Below are 17,176 nucleotides of genomic sequence, written 5' to 3' on the forward strand. Positions count from 1 at the left end.
TTTTTCATGGCAGGACTGATGCATTCAGCCCTTATCCAGGCAACACGAGTGCTCGCCAGAGTGCGACACCCAAAGAGCACGAACACCGCGAAAAGCCTGAGCAAAACGGTGGTTCAAACAGCGCTGGCGCCCTAATCGGCGCCAAGCATGCCCAGCGCAGCCGGGGTGGTCAAGCGTGAAGCTTTGCGGCATCTTAGCCGGCTAACTAATAAGAGTGCCATCATGCGAAGCCAAGCCTTGCGTGCCGATGTCCTGATGCTGATCACCGCCGTCATCTGGGGATCGGCGTTTGTTGCCCAAACCTCCGGCATGGATCATATCGGGCCCTTCCTTTATTCCGGACTGCGCTTCGCTCTGGGTTCACTCTGCCTGCTACCGCTGGTCCTGCGCAGGGCGGCGGCCGATCGCCCTGCCGCACCGCTGCTCAATCGCGGCCTGTTGCTGGGCGGCGTGCTGATGGGGCTGGCCCTTGCTCTGGGGATCAATCTGCAACAGGTCGGGCTGTTGTTTACCAGTGTCACCAATGCCGGGTTCATCACCGGGCTTTACGTCATTGTAGTGCCGCTGCTGGGATTGCTGATTGGCCACAAGACCGGCCTGGGCACCTGGATCGGCGCGGTGCTGGCCGTGGTGGGGATGTTCCTGCTGAGCGTCGGCGACGGCTTTCAGGTGGCCTCCGGCGACTGGCTGCAACTGATCGGCGCCTTTGTCTGGGGTGGGCACGTGATTCTGGTGGGCGTATTCGCCAGCCGCCATGACCCGATTCGCCTGGCCTTCCTGCAATTTGCCACCTGCTCGGTGGTGAGCCTGATCCTGGCGCTGTGCCTGGAGCCGATTCGCTGGAGCGCGATCGTCGCTGCCGGGCCAGCCATTCTTTATGGCGGCGTGATAGCGGTCGGCGTCGGTTACACCTTGCAGGTGATCGCTCAAAAGAACGCAATTGCCTCCCACGCCGCGATCATCCTCTCCCTCGAAGCCGTGTTCGCCGCCGTCGCCGGGGCCTGGCTACTGGATGAGTCGCTGCAGATGCGCGGCTATTTCGGCTGCGCCCTGATGCTCGGCGGCATGCTGGTTGCCCAGCTATGGCCGCAAAAAAACCAGGCAAACGCCACCACTACACAAAGGGCTTGAGCCGGGAGTGCACTTCATCCTGGGGATCGATGGCCTTCTGGAACTTCGCCGACAGGTAATGGGTGCTGAACACATCAAGGTAGGCATCCAGGACCTGGCTGACCTGCTCGTCCCCCGCCAGCTCCAGGCATAACGCGGCAACCTCGGCGGTACAGAAATGGTCGTCGCGCTTGGAGCGGCGCAGTTTGTAGCGCGACAGCTTCTCGGACGACAGGCTCAGGACCGGCAAGTGCTCAAGATACGGGCTCTTGCGAAACATCTTGCGGGCTTCGCTCCAGGTGGCATCCAACAGAATGAACAACGGGCGCTTGCCTTCTTGCCGCCGGACCTCACTGACCACCCGCTCGGGGGCCACGAACTCGCCGGGGAACACGATATAAGGCTGCCACTGCGGATCCGCCAGCAAGGCCAGCAATTGTGGATCGACCTCGGTGCGGGACCAGTGAAACGCCCAGGTGTCGGCAATCACATCGGCGATCAACCACCCGGTATTGCTCGGCTTGAGCGGCTCCACATCGTGCATCACCAGGCACATGGCCGATTCGGCGCTGACCTTTGGCCGCCAGGCACACAGGCAATGACTGGGAATCACGCGGCAGCGCGGGCAACGCTCGGCTCGCGAGCCCCGGGCGAAAAAGGGTTTGACCACACGAGCCATACGCAAATCACGTAGTCGGGATACCGCGTGGCTCATCGCAGGCCACACCGGTAAAGGGCAGGAATCAACACGTCAAAAACTCGAGGCGGGAAAAAGTCGGACAAGTTTATCAGAGCTATCTGTTCAAACCTGTACCGCCTTCCTGGCTCTCCCCCTATAATTCGTCGCCACTGAACGCACAGTCGAGTGACTGGTCGAAGCTTCAGTCATTGCACCAGGAGAGTTTCATGTTGCGCTTTACCATCCCTACCGTCGCCCTTCTGCTGGCCTTGCCTCTGGGAGTCCAGGCTGCGTCTTTGCAAGAGTTCGAACTGAGCAAAATGCTGGAGAAGGTCGCTGCGGAAAGCAACGTCGGCACTCCCCGGGAAATCAACGAAAACATCCTCGATCAGGGTTATACCGTTGAAGGCAAAGAGCTGATCAACCACCTCAGCGTCCAGTCCGCTCACGCCGCCCAGATGCGCGCCAATCCCAAGGCGGTCTACCTGCAACTGGGTGCCAGCGTCTGCCGCAACCCCAACTACCGCAAGCTGATGGCCAAAGGCGCAATCATGCGCTACGAATTTACCGAGAACCGTACCAATCGCCCGGTCGCCTCGGCACGCTTCCAGGAATCGGACTGCCCCTCCCAGAACACCCCCAAGAAGAAGTAATCAAGAGCGAGCCGCGCGTCGCTGCAGATCCTCGGCGCGCAACTCCGCCACCAGGGCCTGCAGGTAACGCGAGTGCGGCTCCTCGCCCGCCAGGCGCCGCCGGCACTCTTCCTCAAGGCTCAAATCATGGGCCGCCGCAGCGGCTTGCAACAGCTGGTACAACTGCGGATCGATTTCCAGCACAACAGTGGTCATCCCTTGCCTCCTTGCCCTTCGCTTTCACGAATGAACGCCCGCGGCCCCTTCCCGGGCCCAGCGCTGTAACTTAGTAAATCAGGGGTACAGCCCCCTGCCGCTGCGCCCGACCAATGGTGCACAAGCCAATAAGTTCATCAAGAAGCGATTGCCAGCCAAGACTTTATGGGCACATGATCAAGTCATGTCCGAAGGTTTCCATTAATGCTTTGAGGACGGTTCAGGAGGCCGCCCTGATGCGCCTTGCAGTGCAATTGTTTTCTCAATAAAGGAAAGCAGGACCTCTGTGGATACCTCGATTGCCGCCCAGCGACGGTCAGCAGCAATCGGCGAGGAGCATTGCTCGCACGCTGGGCCGAGCAGGCAGCGACACAGGCTGTGTCGTGGCACATTCGAATACCTCGAGCGTGCACAAGGTTCTGTGCAGAAGGAGAAGCTGAATGCCTTACCAATCGAATGACCTGTTAACCCGTCATTTTCAGAGCAAGGGCGCCGACCTCACGAGCCAGGTCGAAGCGCAACTCAACCAGATTGCCCCCAACAGCCCGAATATCCCTCTTTATCGCGACATGGTTCTCACTGTCCTGCGCATGGCCGAGGACGACCTCAATCGCTGGAACGCCAAGATCACCCTGCAAGCCCTGCGTGAACTGGAACATGCCTTCAGAGTCCTGGAACAGTTCAAGGGTCGGCGCAAGGTGACGGTATTCGGCTCGGCGCGAACCCCCAGCGAGCACCCGCTGTATGCCATGGCCAAGGAGCTGGGCGCTGCCCTGGCACGCTCGGACCTGATGGTCATCACCGGCGCCGGAGGCGGCATCATGGCCGCAGCCCATGACGGCGCGGGCCTGGAACACAGCCTGGGATTCAACATCACCCTGCCCTTCGAACAACATGCCAACCCGACTGTCGGCGGTACGGAGAACCTGCTGTCATTCCACTTTTTCTTCACTCGCAAGCTGTTCTTCGTCAAGGAAGCGGATGCTCTGGTGCTCTGCCCCGGTGGATTCGGCACCCTGGATGAGGCACTGGAAGTCCTGACCCTGATCCAGACCGGCAAAAGCCCCCTGGTACCGGTGGTGCTACTGGACGTACCTGGCGGGCAATTCTGGCAGGGCGCCCTGGACTTCATCCGCAACCAGCTGGAAGCCAATCGCTACATCCTGCCCAGCGACCTGAAACTGGTGCGTCTGGTGCATAGCACCGAAGACGCCGTCAAGGAAATCCAGCAGTTCTACGCCAACTTCCACTCCAGCCGCTGGCTGAAGCAAGAGTTCGTCATTCGCATGCACCACAATCTCACCGAACAGGCGCTGGCACAGATGCAGACGGAGTTCTCCGACCTGTGCCTCAGTGGTCGGTTTCAGCAACATGCCTACCGTGGAGAGGAGCACGATGAAGCGCAATTCAGCCATTTGACACGGCTGTCGTTCACTTTCAACGCTCGCGACAATGGCCGCCTGCGGGAACTGATCGACTTCATCAACCTGCCGCAGAACTGGGCCAGACAGCCCCCCAAGGCCCACCAAAGCGTGAGAGAAACCAGCGACGCCAACTGATCCGCCTCTCGCCCGCGGCATCACGCAGCGGGTACAGCCTCAGTCATCCAGCCCTCGGCCGCTCAACAGGCGGCCGATCATGTCCATGGAATAGCCGCGATAACTCAGAAAGCGCCCTTGCTTGGCCCGCTCCCGGGCATCCGCAGGAAAGTGCCCGGCAAACTTGCGCTGCCAGACGTCTCGCAACTGCTCTTGCCAGTCGATACCGCACTCACGCAGGGCAAGATCGATATCACTTCGCTGCAAGCCGCGCTGACTGAGTTCTTCGCGAATACGCATTGGCCCGTAACCTGAGCGGGCACGGTAGGAAACAAAGCTTTCGAGATAACGGGATTCGGACAGCAATCCCTCTTCCGTCAAACGGTCAAGGGCAGCTTCGATCATTTCGGGAGGGGCGCCGCGCTGACGCAGTTTACGCGTCAGCTCGACTCGACCGTGCTCGCGTCGCGCGAGCAGGTCCATTGCAGTTCGCCGCACCGCGACGAGGGTATCGAGTACGGCGGTCATTGGATCAATCAGATATCAGCGTCGGCCATATCGTCTTCGGTCTCTTTGACCGGATTAGCTTTGACGTCTGGCGAGGCTGTCAGCAGCTTCTCGCGAATCTGCTTCTCCAACGCGTTGCCGATTTCCGGGTTGTCCTGCAGGAACTTGGCCGAGTTGGCCTTGCCCTGACCGATCTTGTTGCCCTGGTAGCTGTACCAGGCACCGGATTTTTCCAGGAAACCGTGCAGCACGCCAAGATCGATGATCTCGCCGTTGAGGTAGATACCCTTGCCGTAAAGAATCTGGAACTCGGCCTGACGGAACGGCGGAGCCACCTTGTTCTTGACGATCTTGACTCGGGTTTCGCTACCGACCACCTCATCGCCTTCCTTCACCGCGCCGGTACGACGGATGTCCAGACGAACCGAAGCGTAGAACTTCAGGGCGTTACCACCGGTGGTGGTTTCCGGACTGCCGAACATCACGCCGATCTTCATGCGGATCTGGTTGATGAAGATCACCAGGCAGTTGGCGTTCTTGATGTTACCGGTGATTTTACGCAGCGCCTGGGACATCAGGCGGGCTTGCAGGCCCACGTGCATGTCGCCCATTTCGCCTTCGATTTCAGCCTTGGGCACCAGAGCCGCCACGGAGTCGACGATGATCACGTCAACCGCGTTGGAACGCACCAGCATGTCGGTGATTTCCAGGGCCTGCTCGCCGGTATCCGGCTGAGAAACCAGCAGATCGTCGACATTGACCCCCAGCTTGCCGGCGTATTCCGGGTCCAGCGCGTGCTCGGCATCGACGAAGGCACAAGTGGCACCGGCTTTCTGCGCCTGAGCGATGACCGACAGGGTCAGGGTGGTCTTACCGGACGATTCAGGACCGTAGATTTCAACGATACGGCCTTTTGGCAGACCGCCAATGCCCAGAGCGATGTCCAGACCCAGAGAGCCGGTGGAAATGGCCGGGATCGCCTGACGGTCATGATCGCCCATACGCATTACGGCACCCTTGCCGAATTGACGTTCGATCTGACCCAGGGCCGCAGCCAAGGCTTTCTTCTTGTTGTCGTCCATTAAAGTCCTCACGTAATCAATAAGGCCTGACGGCCAACACCTGTATAAGTAGCCAGTATTATTCCACAGCGCTCAAGGATCGCCTACCCCTGATTTGCGATTTCTGCTGCGGCGTGTTGCAGCAGCCCCTCTAGCGCGGCCTTCACCGTTTGTCGGCGAACCTCATCGCGATTCCCGGGGAAGTGCCGGCACTCGGCAGTCAGCGTCTCTCCCGCGCCCCAGGCCAGCCACACGGTACCCACCGGCTTCTGCGCGGAACCGCCATCCGGCCCGGCGATGCCACTGACCGCCACGGCAAAATGTGCATGGCTCTTGGCCTGCGCTCCGCGAACCATGGCCTCTACCACCTCACGACTGACCGCACCGACCGAGTTGAACAACCCGGCCGGTACATTCAATTGCAAAGTCTTCTGGCGATTGGAATAAGTGACATAACCGGCCTCGAACCAGGCCGAACTGCCCGGAATCCGCGTGATCGCCTCGGCAATACCGCCGCCGGTGCAGGACTCCGCGGTGGTGACATGGGCATTCAGAACCTGCAGACGCCGGCCAAGTTCAGCGGCAAGCTGGGTAATTTCTTTCACAATCCTCTCCTGATGGGGCTGGCGTGTGCTTACCGTACACCAGCAAAGACGGCTTGCAAGTGACAAGCCGTCAGGAAAACCAACGGCTCTGGAACACGGCTTCAGACAACGAAGCCCCAAAGAACAGGAAAGCGCTCGCGCAAGCTCGCGAAGCTCGACACACAACTCAGGCCAGCAAGTCCCAAGTCAACGCGATTGCACCACCCGGAGTGGATGCATAGGCCCACAATGCCTGGCCTGCGGGAATACGGATCGGGTACGGCATGACGATCTCGGAGTCACTGCCGGAAATGCTGGAGCCGTTGCCCGAGAAGATGATGGCCGCATTGGAGATGGAAGACCCGGTCGGTCCCACATACAGATCGACCACACCGGTCGAGGTCTTGATCAACCCCGTCTGGATGATCAGCCCCCCCGTGTTTTGGGCCGCCGAAACGATCTCCACAATGCCTTTTGGGAATACGGTAATGAAGTGCTTGCCCATGGTTACTGCGTTCATATTTTTCACCTTTGAATGGAAGGGGCGGTCACGGAAAGTGCCGTTTTCATGTCGCTCAAAGGCGATGGGGTCGAAGCTCTTGGGCTTCTCGATGGACGAGCTGCAACAGCACACCCACCGATATCTTGAAGACGCCAGGCAAAGGCCCCGCACGATCGCGGGGCTTCTTGCGGCCTTTTAGAACACGTTGTCCCAGGTGTAGCTAGCGGTTTGCCACTTGTGATCCGGGTAAAAGACACGCGGCGGCTTGATGGTCGGGGTGTACCCGAAACGGGCCCAGATCGGCCGCTCGGTCACGATGCTCAAGCTGCCGTTGGCCTGCAGGCGAATGGTTGCGCCCGGATGGCCAGCAGTACCACTTTGCCAAACGACAGCATTGTTCGCTGCGTAGATCACCAGGTTACCGTCTGCCTGCATGACGCATCGCGCACCGCCCCTGTTCTGGGTGTACGTCGCCCAGACAACGCTCCAGTTCGGACCGTAGACCACCAGGTTGCCATCGCCCTGGAAGACCAGGGAATGATCACCGGCACGGTAGAACTGGCCCGGTACCAACTCCGCAGGGCCACCGATGATCATGGCCGCCCCGACTGCCGGAGTGAACACGCGACCGTTGGGCGCATACCAGTGAGGGATGGTGTCGATGGTCACGATGTTCCCGTCATCCTGAACCTGGGTGAACGCACGCAAGGACGCATCCTCGCGAGAGCCCATGGTGGGATCGCTCGGTGTCGTCGACCAGATACGGCCGCGCAACGGGTCATCCAGAACGAAGCCGTAATTCATAAAGACCATCATCGGGTCTTTCTTGTTGCCCTTGCTCACATTGGTAAAGGGCGTGTTCTGGTCGGCGACCCACGCCAACTGGGCGCCGTCATAAAGCGCAAGGTTGCCATCAGGTTGAAAGAGCAACTTGAAGCGTTTGTTGGGGGACTGCAGATACTGGTTCGGCGCCATGTAATAGCGAGCCGGTAGCACCGAAGAACCGTTGTCGGTGAAGTCGTAGCGAATCCAAGCCATGTTGATACCTATTGAGTCGAATGATCAGTCGCGGAAAAGTCCGCTCTCATGTCGCTCACAGGCGATTGCCCAAGGCTCGAGGCCTTCACGTGATTCAAGGTTCCACAGCGGGAACATTTAATCTGGAGCTCGGTAAACTCACCCACGCGGGCGAGAAGTCGTTTGCAATGACCGCATCTGCATTCTTTTAACATCGACAAGTCCATTTGATTTCAACTGCCCCACACTGCGGCAGCGATCCATTTCATAAAGATCTCAAGGCCGTCAGGGCATCGCCGGAGCACCTTGCAACAGCGACTGAGACTCCCGCACCCACTGCTGCAACGCCCTCAATTGCTCGGCATTGGCATGGCATTGGCTGTAGTTGTCGACGACGCTGGCGGCGACGGTAGAGAGTGCAAGGCCCGAGGCGGCGTCATCAGCGACGCCGGGGCCTGGGGCCACGGGCAGGTTGGTGGCGCCGGCGTCGTGCACCCGGACAAAACCAGCAGGTACAACGCAGGCGTTATCAGCCGCTTTCGAAACATAGATCGGAACCTCCTTGGTGACAGTGGCGCCCGCCTGATAGACCTTGACGACGCGATCGACGTACTCGACCACCACCTTCTCCTTGACCCTGCCCAACGCCTGGCCCTGCTCGAAGGATTGCTGCAGTCGGGCCTCGTCCAGGCGCTGCTGTTGACTGCGTTCGCTGCCAACTCCGCTGACGAAGCCAAGGGCATAAAGCAACCCCGCTACGACGGCGAGAGCCAGCCAACTGCGGATATTCATCACGTCCTCCTCGGACCGATATGAAATGCATCAAACGGCCGGCAAAAATCCCTGTAACCGCTGCCGCAGGCTGCGAAAAGGTCCGCAGGACCTTCCCTCCAGGTCCAATCGCAGCCTACGGCAGCGACTACAGAAGGTGCCCGCCTCCGCATGAACTCAGACCACGGGCAGGCACAGCACCGCCCGCGCCCTGGCCCAGAGTTGCAGGCGATCCTGCAAGCCGTTCAAACCGCCATTGATGCGACGGGTGATGCTGTTGAACTCATCGCGATCGGCCAGGGCATTGAGCCCGCCGCGCTCCCAGAACCAGGCCGCCGACTCGGCGGCCCATTGCGGCTGCTCCAGCAGCTCGGGCAACTCCAGCAGGCGCTCATCGCCAAACAGCCCGAGGCTGCACTGGCGATAGTTGCTGCGCCCGGTGATCTGGATCAGCCCGCGCCCGCGATAACGCTGACCGTCGCCATCGGCCTCGGGGGTGTTGCCCAGGCGTGCCGCGAGCGTGCCGGTGTCGTACTTGCTCAGGTATTGATCACTGCCCAGCTCGCGCACGTATTGCAGTTGCCCGGATTCGTGACCGATCTGGGCAAGAAAGGCCGCCTGGCGCTTCGGCGTATCGATCTGCCGATGGGCCATGGCGGTGTTGAGTGGAGAAACAAAAACGCCCGCTTGGCGGCGGGCGTTAGGCATGATTTGTTGCAGTTGTTGTTCGGTAATAAGCATGTTCTGTGTTTGTAAGTCGGATAAGAAAACGCCCCGGCGGTGCGGGGCGTTTATTGGGTCTGTTCAGTTATCCACGATGGTGCAACAGGGCGATATCGACTATTGGGAAAATTGGCAGATTGCGGCCAATCGCGTAAAGCCTGGATATACACAAGCAGAGTATTGAACTGCTCACTATCAAGACTAGTCGGTGCTTTAATTTCCAATTGATCACGGTGCCGCTCACGCAACCATATGACGGACATCAGATTTTCATCGCGCCACGCTCGCTCTTGGCTTGAAAAATCCTGGACCACTTTAGGCGCATCAATTAAGAATGGCAGCCCTTGTTCATCATGCGCGCGAATCTGACCAGGCAAAGGATTTCCAATCACAGATTGATAAAGCGCCTCCGATATCTGGATAGCATCCATTGGGATACGAGCATGAACCCCCATGAGATATGTCGTCTGTGTTGTCTTGCTATAAAGTCTTTTCATCTCAGATCTCAACTTCCAATTGCAATCCAACGAATAGGAATTCCGGCACTCATAGCAGTTCCATTATTACTATCAAGCCTCCATCTCGCGCCCGTGAGTGTTATTAAGTCAAACGCAACAATAGGGATACCGCCTGATCCAGAAGTATTGAGGCCTACATTGATATTAGTGGCACCGGGTGCGCCCAGCACTACACGTGTAGCGTCTGGAAATGCCATAGGAAAGTTTAATGTACCAAACGGGGCAGAACCTCCAGTTGCGGAGACCACCCCCCACTGGAGAATGAATCCTCCTAGCCAACTGGGTAAAGCAATATATCCGTTAGGTGAAAGACTGATTGAAAATCCCCATCGCAGCTTATTCGGAGTGACAATCACGGAGTCGTCTGTCCCTGTAAACGTCTGCGCTAACGTCGCGACCCTCGCTGTACCCTGATTCATCTCTGTCGCCTGAACAGCTAATGGAGCCAACGCAGCGACATCGATATTCCCCTGGTTGATGGGAGTGTTCCAGGCCTTGATGCACCACATCACCGCCAGGTTACGAGGGCGGGTTTCAACTCCACCTGATGGATTTGTCCTGAGATTTTCATCATCAGTAACTCCGTTACCAGTATCACCATAAACCCAAGAATCAAACACACTTCCAGCACTTGAACTGTCCTTCACTGAGTGTGCATGACTCTTGAACTCATCGGCCTGCCAACTGCCGACAGTCCGCCCAGCATCCACCCCCCGACCATGATCCCAACCCCGCAAAAACTCCCCCCGCGACTCCGGCAGCCGGAAGTTACCCGCGCCCTCGCCCCCGGTGTTGAAGGTCGTCCCCAGATAAGCCGCCAAATCCGGATAAGTCGCAGCACTCTGCACACTGCCATCCACCTCCAGAAACCCCGCCGGCACCGTGCCCTTGGGAAACGGCACCATGGCGCCCACCGGCAGGGCCGACATGTTCTTCAGCAGCGCCTCGATCTCGGCCTTGGTGTAGGTCACCGACTTGGTATAGGCGTCGGTGATGCCGTACTCGGCCAAGGTGCTGCGAATCTTCTCTGGCGGTATCGAATCCCGGACGATCGCCTTGATCGCCGCCAGCAACTGGTCGTGCTCGGCCTCGGCCGGCTCCTTCCCACCCGCACGAATCACATTGAGCAATTCATCGGTCACCGCATTTCCCCAGTCGGAAGAAATCAGTGAGCCGACTTGCCCCGTGACCGGGTTCTCGTCGACAAACTTCCCATTAACCAGCCCGACACTGGGCACACTCTTTGGATAATCCACTCGTCTGTCCTCTAGTTGAAATTGAAACCCACCAACGCAAGGTAGATGGGTAACCAATAAGTCAGAGACTCCAGGCCTAGGCCTGGAACGATCTCAATGTGCCGTGTGCATCAACTCGCCCAGATGCCGAACTCTGGTCAAACCGATAACGAACTGAATCGCATCGACAGTTGACTAGAGAGATCCGCATCGGGACTTATCAAAAGGTAAGAAAGGTGAAATGCCCCATCGAAGGACGAGGAGTCGGAAACAATGCCTTTAGCATCGTCCCGGTAATCAGAGGGTTGAAACAGGTAACTCGCAAACCACCAAAAACATCAATGAAGCGCTGTCACAACAATTCAGGCGCTGCGGAAAACTCAACAGCCGGCCAACCTGCAATGAGCATCGACGCCTCATACAAGCCAGCATCAACAGCATCAACCAACTCGCTCTCACGCATAAAGCAAGCCTGTACGTAAGCATCAACGGCACTATCACAAACCTGTACCTGACGTGCATCGAGCTGTACGAAAGAGCCATTTTCCAACTTCCAGTGGATTACGTAGTTGGCATCTCGACTTGCCCTTACTGCGGCTCGAGTGAGCTTTGCCTGGCTTGCACGATCCGTTTGAATAGCCAAGCCTTGTACAACGATACCGGCTTCCTCACGCCTGAATCGCTCATCGGCAATCAATGCCAACCTATCGGTAGCGTTAAGAGCGAGAGTCGGATATTCGACTGAGAAAACCTCCCCTTCCAGCAAGTGCTCGACACCGTCCACCGCCCTGCAACCCCGGCCATCGGCTCGAACTGCAAAACCATTCATAAGTTGTCCTCCCATCCAATACATTGCAAAACACCTGTCGCCGCAAAAGATCCGAATCGAATCGTTGGTCCTTCCAGCAAAAACTGACCATTAGCAGTAGGTACCGGCGAAGACGGGTTATAACCGCCGACAAAGGGCGCAGCATTGAGCGTTGCGGTATTCAAATAAACAGGTGCTTGCGCGGTATAGGCACTGCTGGGGGCAAAGCCAACGTAGCCGTTGTTGGTACCGGCAGTCAGTGAAATTTTTGCCGCCGTCGGCGGAACAAAAGCAGAGACGGCAACATCCGCAGCGGGGCTGACAACCCCAGAAGCCATGACCGGCAGATTTTGCACATTGGAACCCGGAACCACCTTGTACTGAACGCAGTTACCCGCCTGAATAAACGACAACAGAAACTTGTTTGCCGTGGGGTCGGTTCGCGTCCAACTGACCCGGGCCTTGTGGGTGTAACCCACAGGTAGCACAGGAGCTTTCTCACTGAGCGACAGCAAACCCGCAACCCCAGCACCTCCCCATATCACCCAGACGCTGTACCAGGTGGAACCGGTCAGCACTCCTGTATCCAGTCCGTTGGCGCCGATGACCGTAGCGTTGATCTTGAGAGTCACATCACCCAGTGTCTTGAACGACAAATCGTTACCGACCACCAACTGCTCAGCCACCACATTAACGATCGAACTGAGCCCGGAAGCAGAAACCTTCAGACCTTTACAAATCCCGACCACAGCATTTTTCTGTGCATTACGAACATCAACGGCCAGAGCAGCAACATCGATGCTTCCCTGATTGGTCGGTGCGTTCCAGGCTTTGACGCACCACATCACCGCAAGGTTTCTAGGTCGGGTTTCCATACCACCTGAGAATGCGGTTTCTGTCAGGTACTTGTTGCCATCGGTAGCAATACCGCCAGCGTATCCAGACCCTGTTTCGGTAACGACGTTGGCGTCAAGCGCGTGCTTGTGACTCCTCAATTCGTCGGGCTGCCAGCTACCCAGAGCCCGCCCAGCATCCACCCCCCGCCCATGATCCCAACCCCGCAGAAACTCTCCCCGCGACTCCGGCAAACGGAAATTCCCCGCCCCTTCACCACCGGTGTTGAAGGTCGTCCCCAAATAGGCCGCCAGATCCGGATAAGTCGCAGCGCTCTGCACACTGCCATCCACCTCCAGGAACCCCGCCGGCACCGTGCCCTTGGGAAACGGCACCATGGCCCCCACCGGCAGGGCCGACAGGTTCTTCAGCAGCGCCTCGATCTCGGCCTTGGTGTAGGTCACCGACTTGGTATAGGCGTCGGTGATGCCGTACTCGGCCAAGGTGCTGCGAATCTTCTCTGGCGGTATCGAATCCCGGACGATCGCCTTGATCGCCGCCAGCAACTGGTCGTGCTCGGCCTCGGCCGGCTCCTTCCCACCCGCACGAATCACATTGAGCAATTCGTCGGTAACCGCGTTTCCCCATTGCGAGGAAATCAGTGAGCCGACTTGCCCCGTGACCGGGTTCTCGTCGACAAACTTGCCGTTCACCAGCCCTACGCTGGGAACACTTTTCGGATAATCCACTTGTTCTTGTCTTCTCTAGTCATAGTTGATGTACACCTGTGTATGCGCCGGTGTACTGCGATGGATAAGGCACTCCAGGGCGCTCCCCGGATTCATGCCAAAACGTTCACCCCAATAGCTCGCGCCGAAACGCCGGCCCAGTTGCAGGCGGCCGCCGGTATTGAGGGTCCACATGAAGTTCGCCCGCCAGGTGCCGAAATGCGCATGACCAAAGCGTGAGCGGCCCATGCGCGGGGTACTCAGCTCAGTGACGCTGGCATTGGGGTAGCCCTGGCTGCGGGCGATTTCGACGAAGTAGGCAGCGCGCTGGCTGCCCACCGCCAACAGACGGCGGCGCACGGCCAGCCGTCGGTCTTCGAACAGCGGGGTCAGGCCCAGGCAGGGATCGGGCAGGTTCATGACCTTTTCCCAATCGGTCACCAGTTCGCTGACGCTGGCCGGGTCCATTTCGTTTTGCAGGTCAACGGCCCGGGCGTCGATGCGCGCCAGCTCCTGGGAGACGCCCTGCAACACTCGTTCAAGCTCCGGCACCCGCTCCGGGTCCCAGGCCGGGCCGCTGGGCAGCAGGCTGCGCAACTGATCCTGGTACTGGGCGGCGCTTCTTATTGCTGCCATTGGCAACCTCCGAAAACCAGCAACTGATTATTCGCCGCCGGAACATCGGCCAGGGGCGCCAGCAGCCGGTGATCCTGCTCGCCGGTGGCGCTGCTGATGGCTTCGCGGATATGGCTGAGCAACAGGGTCTGGCCCAGGCCGGCCTCGCGGCTGTGCAGATCGCGCAGCTGGTCCTCGACCGCGGCGCGCACCGCGCTGGTGTCGGGGGTCAGGCGCAACGTGTAGGTCACCGGCAGCATCACCGGGGCCAGCACATGCACCTCGGCAGTGACCGGGCGCAGTGGCTCGATATAGGCCTGGACCTGCGCCAGTTGCTCGGCATTGGGGATCGGCTGCGAGTCATCGTCACGCATGACGAACAGGCCCACCGTGCCTGGCCCCAGGTAATTGCGCCGGCACCAGGCACGGGTGATCCCCGGGCATTCCAGGGCCCAGGTTTCGTAGTCGTCTGCCGAGCCGCCGTGGGGAATGATCCGATAGGAGCGGATCACCCGGGAGCGCAGGGATTCGAGGCTTTCTTCAGCCACGCCACCGCTCAGCCCCGGGGCCAGCACGGTGAACGCGTTGCCAATGCCTTGCACCGGCTGCACCGCGGTCAACTCCAGGCCGGCGCCGGCATTGCCCAGGGCGCCGCCATCGACCGCCTGGATCGTGGTGCTGTTGAGCCCGGCGCTGGTGGTGCGCGCGGCGGTCACTTTGTAACTGCGACCGTCGCTGCTCTGCAGCAGGGTATCGACATCCAGCACGGCTCCGGCCGCGGCCGTGAAGCTGACGCTGCCACGGGCCGCCTGGGCGGCCTTGCGCGGCTGGTTCAGGCGCAGGGCGGCGATGCGCTCCAGAGTCGACTCATCGGCCTTGTCCGGAAGGATCTGCTCGGCGATCCAATCCAGGTAGCCGTACAGGCCAAAGGCGGCCCCACTCAGGGTTCGGGCCAGCACTTGGGCATCGGACTGGCGCAGCGAATCGCTGGCCAGGTCGCTTTGGGTGCGTTGAATCAGCACCGGCAGCGAAGGGGTTTCAAACGGCATAGGTCACCTGCCAACTGTGAATGGGGTTGAGGTCCAGGCGTTCGCCGTCGGCCAGTATCAGCACCGTGCGCAGGTTCAGGCGCTGGGCATCGAGGCGTTCGCTGAGAATCTCGACGGCGTTGCAATGACCATCGTCGATCAGCCACTGCAAGGCCTCGCGGGCATAGAACTCGGCGTCGAGCTGGGTCTGCCGGGTCAGCTTGACCCGGCGCAGCAGCCACAGCCGCGAACCGATGCGGTCGTCGGCCACCGTGGGAAAGCTGTCGCCCCACCAGCCATAGCGCTGATCGTCGTCCAGGGCATCGTCATCAGCGGCGCGGCGCCAGGTGAACAGGCTGATTTCCACAGCCCGGGTCAGGGCGTTCTTCAGGTCATAGGTGGCGAACATGCTTAACCTCCCACCGGCGCGCCGGTCTGGCCCGGACCGGGTTGCACGCCGCTGTGGACGTGGTTGATCTGGCTGATGCCGGCGGCAAGCTGATCGCCCTGGGAGACGATCTTGCCGCTCATGCTCAGGGTCGGGCTGTCGATGTTGACGCCGCTGCTGGCGCGGATGTTCAGGGTCGCGGTGTCGATGTCGATGACGCGCCCACGCTTGAAGTGGATCTTGTCGCCCTCGTCGGTGTAGATCGCCACCTCACCGGCGGCCAGGGCCTTGAGGCGATAGCGCCGGTCGGCCACCACCAGCACCACCGCGTGGGACCGGTCGCCGCCGAGGAAGGTGGCGATGCCCTCGGCGCCGGCCAGGGGATTGCTGGTGAAACCGTAAGGCTCGAAATGCTCCATGTCGTCGTTGACCTCGCCGGCGGTAAGGCGCATTTGCAGCGATTGCAGTTTGTTGGCCGAGTTGGCGAGCACCACGGTGCCCCGCGCCAACAGGCGTGTCAGTAGGCTCATGCTGAGTTCCTTGGAGGGTAGGAGCCGGCTTGCCGGCGAACAGGGGTTGCGCGGTTTCGGGCCGGATGCCTTCGCCGACCAGCCGGCGCCTACGGATGGGCGCGGGTTTCAGGTGTTGCCGGGTGTCGGGTTGGCGTCGAAGGTCTGCGGCGGCGCCACCTGCAGGGTGGTGATCGAGCCCTGCTCGGACAGCGACCAGGTGACCTTGGAGATCAGCATGTCCCGGTCGAACCCCAGCACCGGGTCGATCACTCGCACCAGGGTGTTGTGGCGCCACAAATCGCCATTGCTCTGGCGCCAGCCCTGCACCTGGTAGGTGGTGGTCAGGGCCTTGCCGGTGCGGGTGCCGCACTCCCAGTCAGCGCGCTGCTGAGCCAGCTCGGCACTCAGTTGCGCGGCTTCGTTGATCACCGTGACCCGCTTGCGCGAAACCCTTGCATCGCTGGCCCGGCCAGACACCTCGCTGACCGCCGCCCCGCTGCTCTGATCGCTGCCCTTGTGCTGGCCGATCACCCGGTACTCGGAAAACACCGCGGAAAAATCCATCGGTGCATTGGCCGAGAGGATGTTCTTGCCCAGCTCCAGGGCATCGCTGGCGCGCCCACCGCTGCCCGGTGCCGCCAGCAGTAGGTAACCGTCGGCGTCGTCGGTGGAGAACACCCGGTACAGGGTCAGCAAACGGTCGATGGAGGCGAACACCGTCTCACCCGGCACGATGCTGTGGGTGTGCAGCTTGCCGGTCGGGGCGATCTCGCTGCGCACCCCGACCCCGTAGGAGCCGGCCAGGGCGCGGACGATGCTCAGCACGTCCTGCTGGCGCCACTGACTCGGCCGGTTGATGGCCGCGCAATCCACCAGGTCCTGGGTCAGCGAACCGCCCTGGATGCTCAGGCTGATCTGCTTGCCGTCGTAACTGATCGGCGCCTTGTAGACATGCCCGGTGAGCACCAGGTCGCAACCGATGCGCACCTGACAGCGAGCGCCCGGGCGGATCCGCACCTGCGAGTCCTGCCCCGGCCATTGCCAGGTGATGTTGAGGCTGAAGGTGCGGAACTGACGCTCCAGGTCGGCGCTGATCTCCACGCTCTTCCAGCCGCTGTAGTCCAGCCCGTCCACCGTCAGGGTGACGATATTTGCCAGTTCGTCCATGGG

At 59.9% G+C, this 17,176-nt stretch carries 22 protein-coding genes; 3 read left to right on the forward strand and 19 right to left on the reverse strand.

Annotated features, from left to right (window positions below):
- Positions 1-222: 222 nt before the first annotated feature.
- Positions 223-1,131 carry a DMT family transporter gene (locus L1O02_RS24540; protein WP_108544528.1) on the forward strand — a complete coding sequence of 303 codons (909 nt, stop codon included), beginning with the start codon at positions 223-225 and terminating at the stop codon, positions 1,129-1,131.
- Here L1O02_RS24540 and L1O02_RS24545 read toward each other — a convergent pair.
- A complete protein-coding gene (locus L1O02_RS24545) occupies positions 1,115-1,825 on the reverse strand; it encodes a tRNA-uridine aminocarboxypropyltransferase (protein ID WP_060837815.1) in 711 nt (236 codons plus the stop codon). The genes L1O02_RS24540 and L1O02_RS24545 overlap by 17 nt on opposite strands.
- Before the next feature lie 191 nt (positions 1,826-2,016).
- Between L1O02_RS24545 and L1O02_RS24550 the strand changes: the two genes are divergently transcribed.
- Positions 2,017-2,442 (forward strand): quorum-sensing-regulated virulence factor family protein, encoded by a 426-nt coding sequence (locus tag L1O02_RS24550; protein ID WP_060837814.1) that lies wholly within the window; start codon positions 2,017-2,019, stop codon positions 2,440-2,442.
- On the opposite strand, the gene L1O02_RS24555 is transcribed toward L1O02_RS24550, so the two are convergent.
- Positions 2,443-2,637, reverse strand: coding sequence for a hypothetical protein (locus L1O02_RS24555; protein WP_060837813.1), 195 nt, complete (start codon positions 2,635-2,637; stop codon positions 2,443-2,445).
- A 440-nt stretch (positions 2,638-3,077) separates the two neighbouring features.
- Here L1O02_RS24555 and L1O02_RS24560 point away from each other — a divergent pair, with 440 nt between their 5' ends.
- Complete coding sequence (locus L1O02_RS24560; protein ID WP_060837812.1) at positions 3,078-4,196, forward strand: TIGR00730 family Rossman fold protein; 1,119 nt, start codon at positions 3,078-3,080, stop codon at positions 4,194-4,196.
- A gap of 39 nt (positions 4,197-4,235) precedes the next feature.
- Here the strand turns inward: L1O02_RS24560 and recX are convergent, their stop codons facing one another.
- The 17 genes from recX to L1O02_RS24645 all read right to left on the reverse strand — a co-directional run bounded on the left by recX (position 4,236) and on the right by L1O02_RS24645 (position 17,173).
- Positions 4,236-4,703, reverse strand: a complete 468-nt coding sequence (gene recX / locus L1O02_RS24565) for a recombination regulator RecX (RefSeq protein WP_060837811.1) — start codon at positions 4,701-4,703, stop codon at positions 4,236-4,238.
- Between the two features lie 8 nt (positions 4,704-4,711).
- Positions 4,712-5,764, reverse strand: coding sequence for a recombinase RecA (recA, locus tag L1O02_RS24570; RefSeq protein ID WP_011059579.1), 1,053 nt, complete (start codon positions 5,762-5,764; stop codon positions 4,712-4,714).
- Positions 5,765-5,847: 83 nt separating this feature from the next.
- A complete protein-coding gene (locus L1O02_RS24575) occupies positions 5,848-6,348 on the reverse strand; it encodes a nicotinamide-nucleotide amidohydrolase family protein (protein ID WP_060842639.1) in 501 nt (166 codons plus the stop codon).
- A gap of 166 nt (positions 6,349-6,514) precedes the next feature.
- Positions 6,515-6,847, reverse strand: coding sequence for a hypothetical protein (locus L1O02_RS24580; RefSeq protein ID WP_020372545.1), 333 nt, complete (start codon positions 6,845-6,847; stop codon positions 6,515-6,517).
- Between the two features lie 177 nt (positions 6,848-7,024).
- Positions 7,025-7,867: a putidacin L1 family lectin-like bacteriocin gene (locus L1O02_RS24585; RefSeq protein WP_060837808.1), complete on the reverse strand. Its 843-nt coding sequence runs from the start codon at positions 7,865-7,867 to the stop codon at positions 7,025-7,027.
- 8 nt (positions 7,868-7,875) lie between these two features.
- Entirely contained in the window at positions 7,876-8,061 is a 186-nt protein-coding gene (locus L1O02_RS24590) for a Com family DNA-binding transcriptional regulator (protein WP_082729320.1), read from the reverse strand.
- Between the two features lie 70 nt (positions 8,062-8,131).
- Entirely contained in the window at positions 8,132-8,638 is a 507-nt protein-coding gene (locus L1O02_RS24595; RefSeq protein WP_108544526.1) for a hypothetical protein, read from the reverse strand.
- Positions 8,639-8,794: 156 nt separating this feature from the next.
- Entirely contained in the window at positions 8,795-9,358 is a 564-nt protein-coding gene (locus L1O02_RS24600) for a glycoside hydrolase family 19 protein (protein WP_016966077.1), read from the reverse strand.
- Between the two features lie 50 nt (positions 9,359-9,408).
- Positions 9,409-9,837: a phage tail assembly chaperone gene (locus L1O02_RS24605; protein WP_235758877.1), complete on the reverse strand. Its 429-nt coding sequence runs from the start codon at positions 9,835-9,837 to the stop codon at positions 9,409-9,411.
- Between the two features lie 8 nt (positions 9,838-9,845).
- Positions 9,846-11,114 (reverse strand): phage tail protein, encoded by a 1,269-nt coding sequence (locus L1O02_RS24610; RefSeq protein ID WP_235758879.1) that lies wholly within the window; start codon positions 11,112-11,114, stop codon positions 9,846-9,848.
- Between the two features lie 331 nt (positions 11,115-11,445).
- Positions 11,446-11,922, reverse strand: a complete 477-nt coding sequence (locus L1O02_RS24615; RefSeq protein WP_181321574.1) for a DUF4376 domain-containing protein — start codon at positions 11,920-11,922, stop codon at positions 11,446-11,448.
- On the reverse strand, positions 11,919-13,484 hold the full coding sequence (locus L1O02_RS24620; RefSeq protein ID WP_235758882.1) for a phage tail protein: 1,566 nt from the start codon (positions 13,482-13,484) through the stop codon (positions 11,919-11,921). The genes L1O02_RS24615 and L1O02_RS24620 overlap by 4 nt, the downstream gene beginning before the upstream one ends.
- Before the next feature lie 15 nt (positions 13,485-13,499).
- Complete coding sequence (locus L1O02_RS24625) at positions 13,500-14,099, reverse strand: putative phage tail protein (RefSeq protein WP_102861419.1); 600 nt, start codon at positions 14,097-14,099, stop codon at positions 13,500-13,502.
- Complete coding sequence (locus L1O02_RS24630; protein WP_108544522.1) at positions 14,087-15,127, reverse strand: baseplate J/gp47 family protein; 1,041 nt, start codon at positions 15,125-15,127, stop codon at positions 14,087-14,089. The genes L1O02_RS24625 and L1O02_RS24630 overlap by 13 nt, the downstream gene beginning before the upstream one ends.
- Entirely contained in the window at positions 15,117-15,515 is a 399-nt protein-coding gene (locus tag L1O02_RS24635; RefSeq protein ID WP_060837801.1) for a phage GP46 family protein, read from the reverse strand. Before L1O02_RS24635 ends, L1O02_RS24630 begins: the two co-directional genes overlap by 11 nt.
- 2 nt (positions 15,516-15,517) lie before the next feature.
- Complete coding sequence (locus L1O02_RS24640) at positions 15,518-16,024, reverse strand: phage baseplate assembly protein (RefSeq protein WP_060837800.1); 507 nt, start codon at positions 16,022-16,024, stop codon at positions 15,518-15,520.
- 108 nt (positions 16,025-16,132) lie between these two features.
- Positions 16,133-17,173, reverse strand: coding sequence for a phage baseplate assembly protein (locus tag L1O02_RS24645; RefSeq protein ID WP_060842634.1), 1,041 nt, complete (start codon positions 17,171-17,173; stop codon positions 16,133-16,135).
- Between the last annotated feature and the right edge of the window lie 3 nt (positions 17,174-17,176).

This window comes from Pseudomonas sp. BC42 (assembly GCF_021560055.1).
In the GTDB taxonomy this organism is placed as follows: domain Bacteria; phylum Pseudomonadota; class Gammaproteobacteria; order Pseudomonadales; family Pseudomonadaceae; genus Aquipseudomonas.

What these genes read in the sequence shown, in the direction of transcription:
- L1O02_RS24540 (WP_108544528.1), top strand. Translation starts at nt 223, where the DNA reads ATGCGAAGCCAAGCCTTGCGTGCCGATGTCCTGATGCTGATCACCGCC.
- L1O02_RS24545 (WP_060837815.1), bottom strand. Translation starts at nt 1,825, where the DNA reads ATGAGCCACGCGGTATCCCGACTACGTGATTTGCGTATGGCTCGTGTG.
- L1O02_RS24550 (WP_060837814.1), top strand. Translation starts at nt 2,017, where the DNA reads ATGTTGCGCTTTACCATCCCTACCGTCGCCCTTCTGCTGGCCTTGCCT.
- L1O02_RS24555 (WP_060837813.1), bottom strand. Translation starts at nt 2,637, where the DNA reads ATGACCACTGTTGTGCTGGAAATCGATCCGCAGTTGTACCAGCTGTTG.
- L1O02_RS24560 (WP_060837812.1), top strand. Translation starts at nt 3,078, where the DNA reads ATGCCTTACCAATCGAATGACCTGTTAACCCGTCATTTTCAGAGCAAG.
- recX (WP_060837811.1), bottom strand. Translation starts at nt 4,703, where the DNA reads ATGACCGCCGTACTCGATACCCTCGTCGCGGTGCGGCGAACTGCAATG.
- recA (WP_011059579.1), bottom strand. Translation starts at nt 5,764, where the DNA reads ATGGACGACAACAAGAAGAAAGCCTTGGCTGCGGCCCTGGGTCAGATC.
- L1O02_RS24580 (WP_020372545.1), bottom strand. Translation starts at nt 6,847, where the DNA reads ATGAACGCAGTAACCATGGGCAAGCACTTCATTACCGTATTCCCAAAA.
- L1O02_RS24585 (WP_060837808.1), bottom strand. Translation starts at nt 7,867, where the DNA reads ATGGCTTGGATTCGCTACGACTTCACCGACAACGGTTCTTCGGTGCTA.
- L1O02_RS24590 (WP_082729320.1), bottom strand. Translation starts at nt 8,061, where the DNA reads ATGTTAAAAGAATGCAGATGCGGTCATTGCAAACGACTTCTCGCCCGC.
- L1O02_RS24595 (WP_108544526.1), bottom strand. Translation starts at nt 8,638, where the DNA reads ATGAATATCCGCAGTTGGCTGGCTCTCGCCGTCGTAGCGGGGTTGCTT.
- L1O02_RS24600 (WP_016966077.1), bottom strand. Translation starts at nt 9,358, where the DNA reads ATGCTTATTACCGAACAACAACTGCAACAAATCATGCCTAACGCCCGC.
- L1O02_RS24605 (WP_235758877.1), bottom strand. Translation starts at nt 9,837, where the DNA reads ATGAAAAGACTTTATAGCAAGACAACACAGACGACATATCTCATGGGG.
- L1O02_RS24615 (WP_181321574.1), bottom strand. Translation starts at nt 11,922, where the DNA reads ATGAATGGTTTTGCAGTTCGAGCCGATGGCCGGGGTTGCAGGGCGGTG.
- L1O02_RS24625 (WP_102861419.1), bottom strand. Translation starts at nt 14,099, where the DNA reads ATGGCAGCAATAAGAAGCGCCGCCCAGTACCAGGATCAGTTGCGCAGC.
- L1O02_RS24630 (WP_108544522.1), bottom strand. Translation starts at nt 15,127, where the DNA reads ATGCCGTTTGAAACCCCTTCGCTGCCGGTGCTGATTCAACGCACCCAA.
- L1O02_RS24635 (WP_060837801.1), bottom strand. Translation starts at nt 15,515, where the DNA reads ATGTTCGCCACCTATGACCTGAAGAACGCCCTGACCCGGGCTGTGGAA.
- L1O02_RS24640 (WP_060837800.1), bottom strand. Translation starts at nt 16,024, where the DNA reads ATGAGCCTACTGACACGCCTGTTGGCGCGGGGCACCGTGGTGCTCGCC.
- L1O02_RS24645 (WP_060842634.1), bottom strand. Translation starts at nt 17,173, where the DNA reads ATGGACGAACTGGCAAATATCGTCACCCTGACGGTGGACGGGCTGGAC.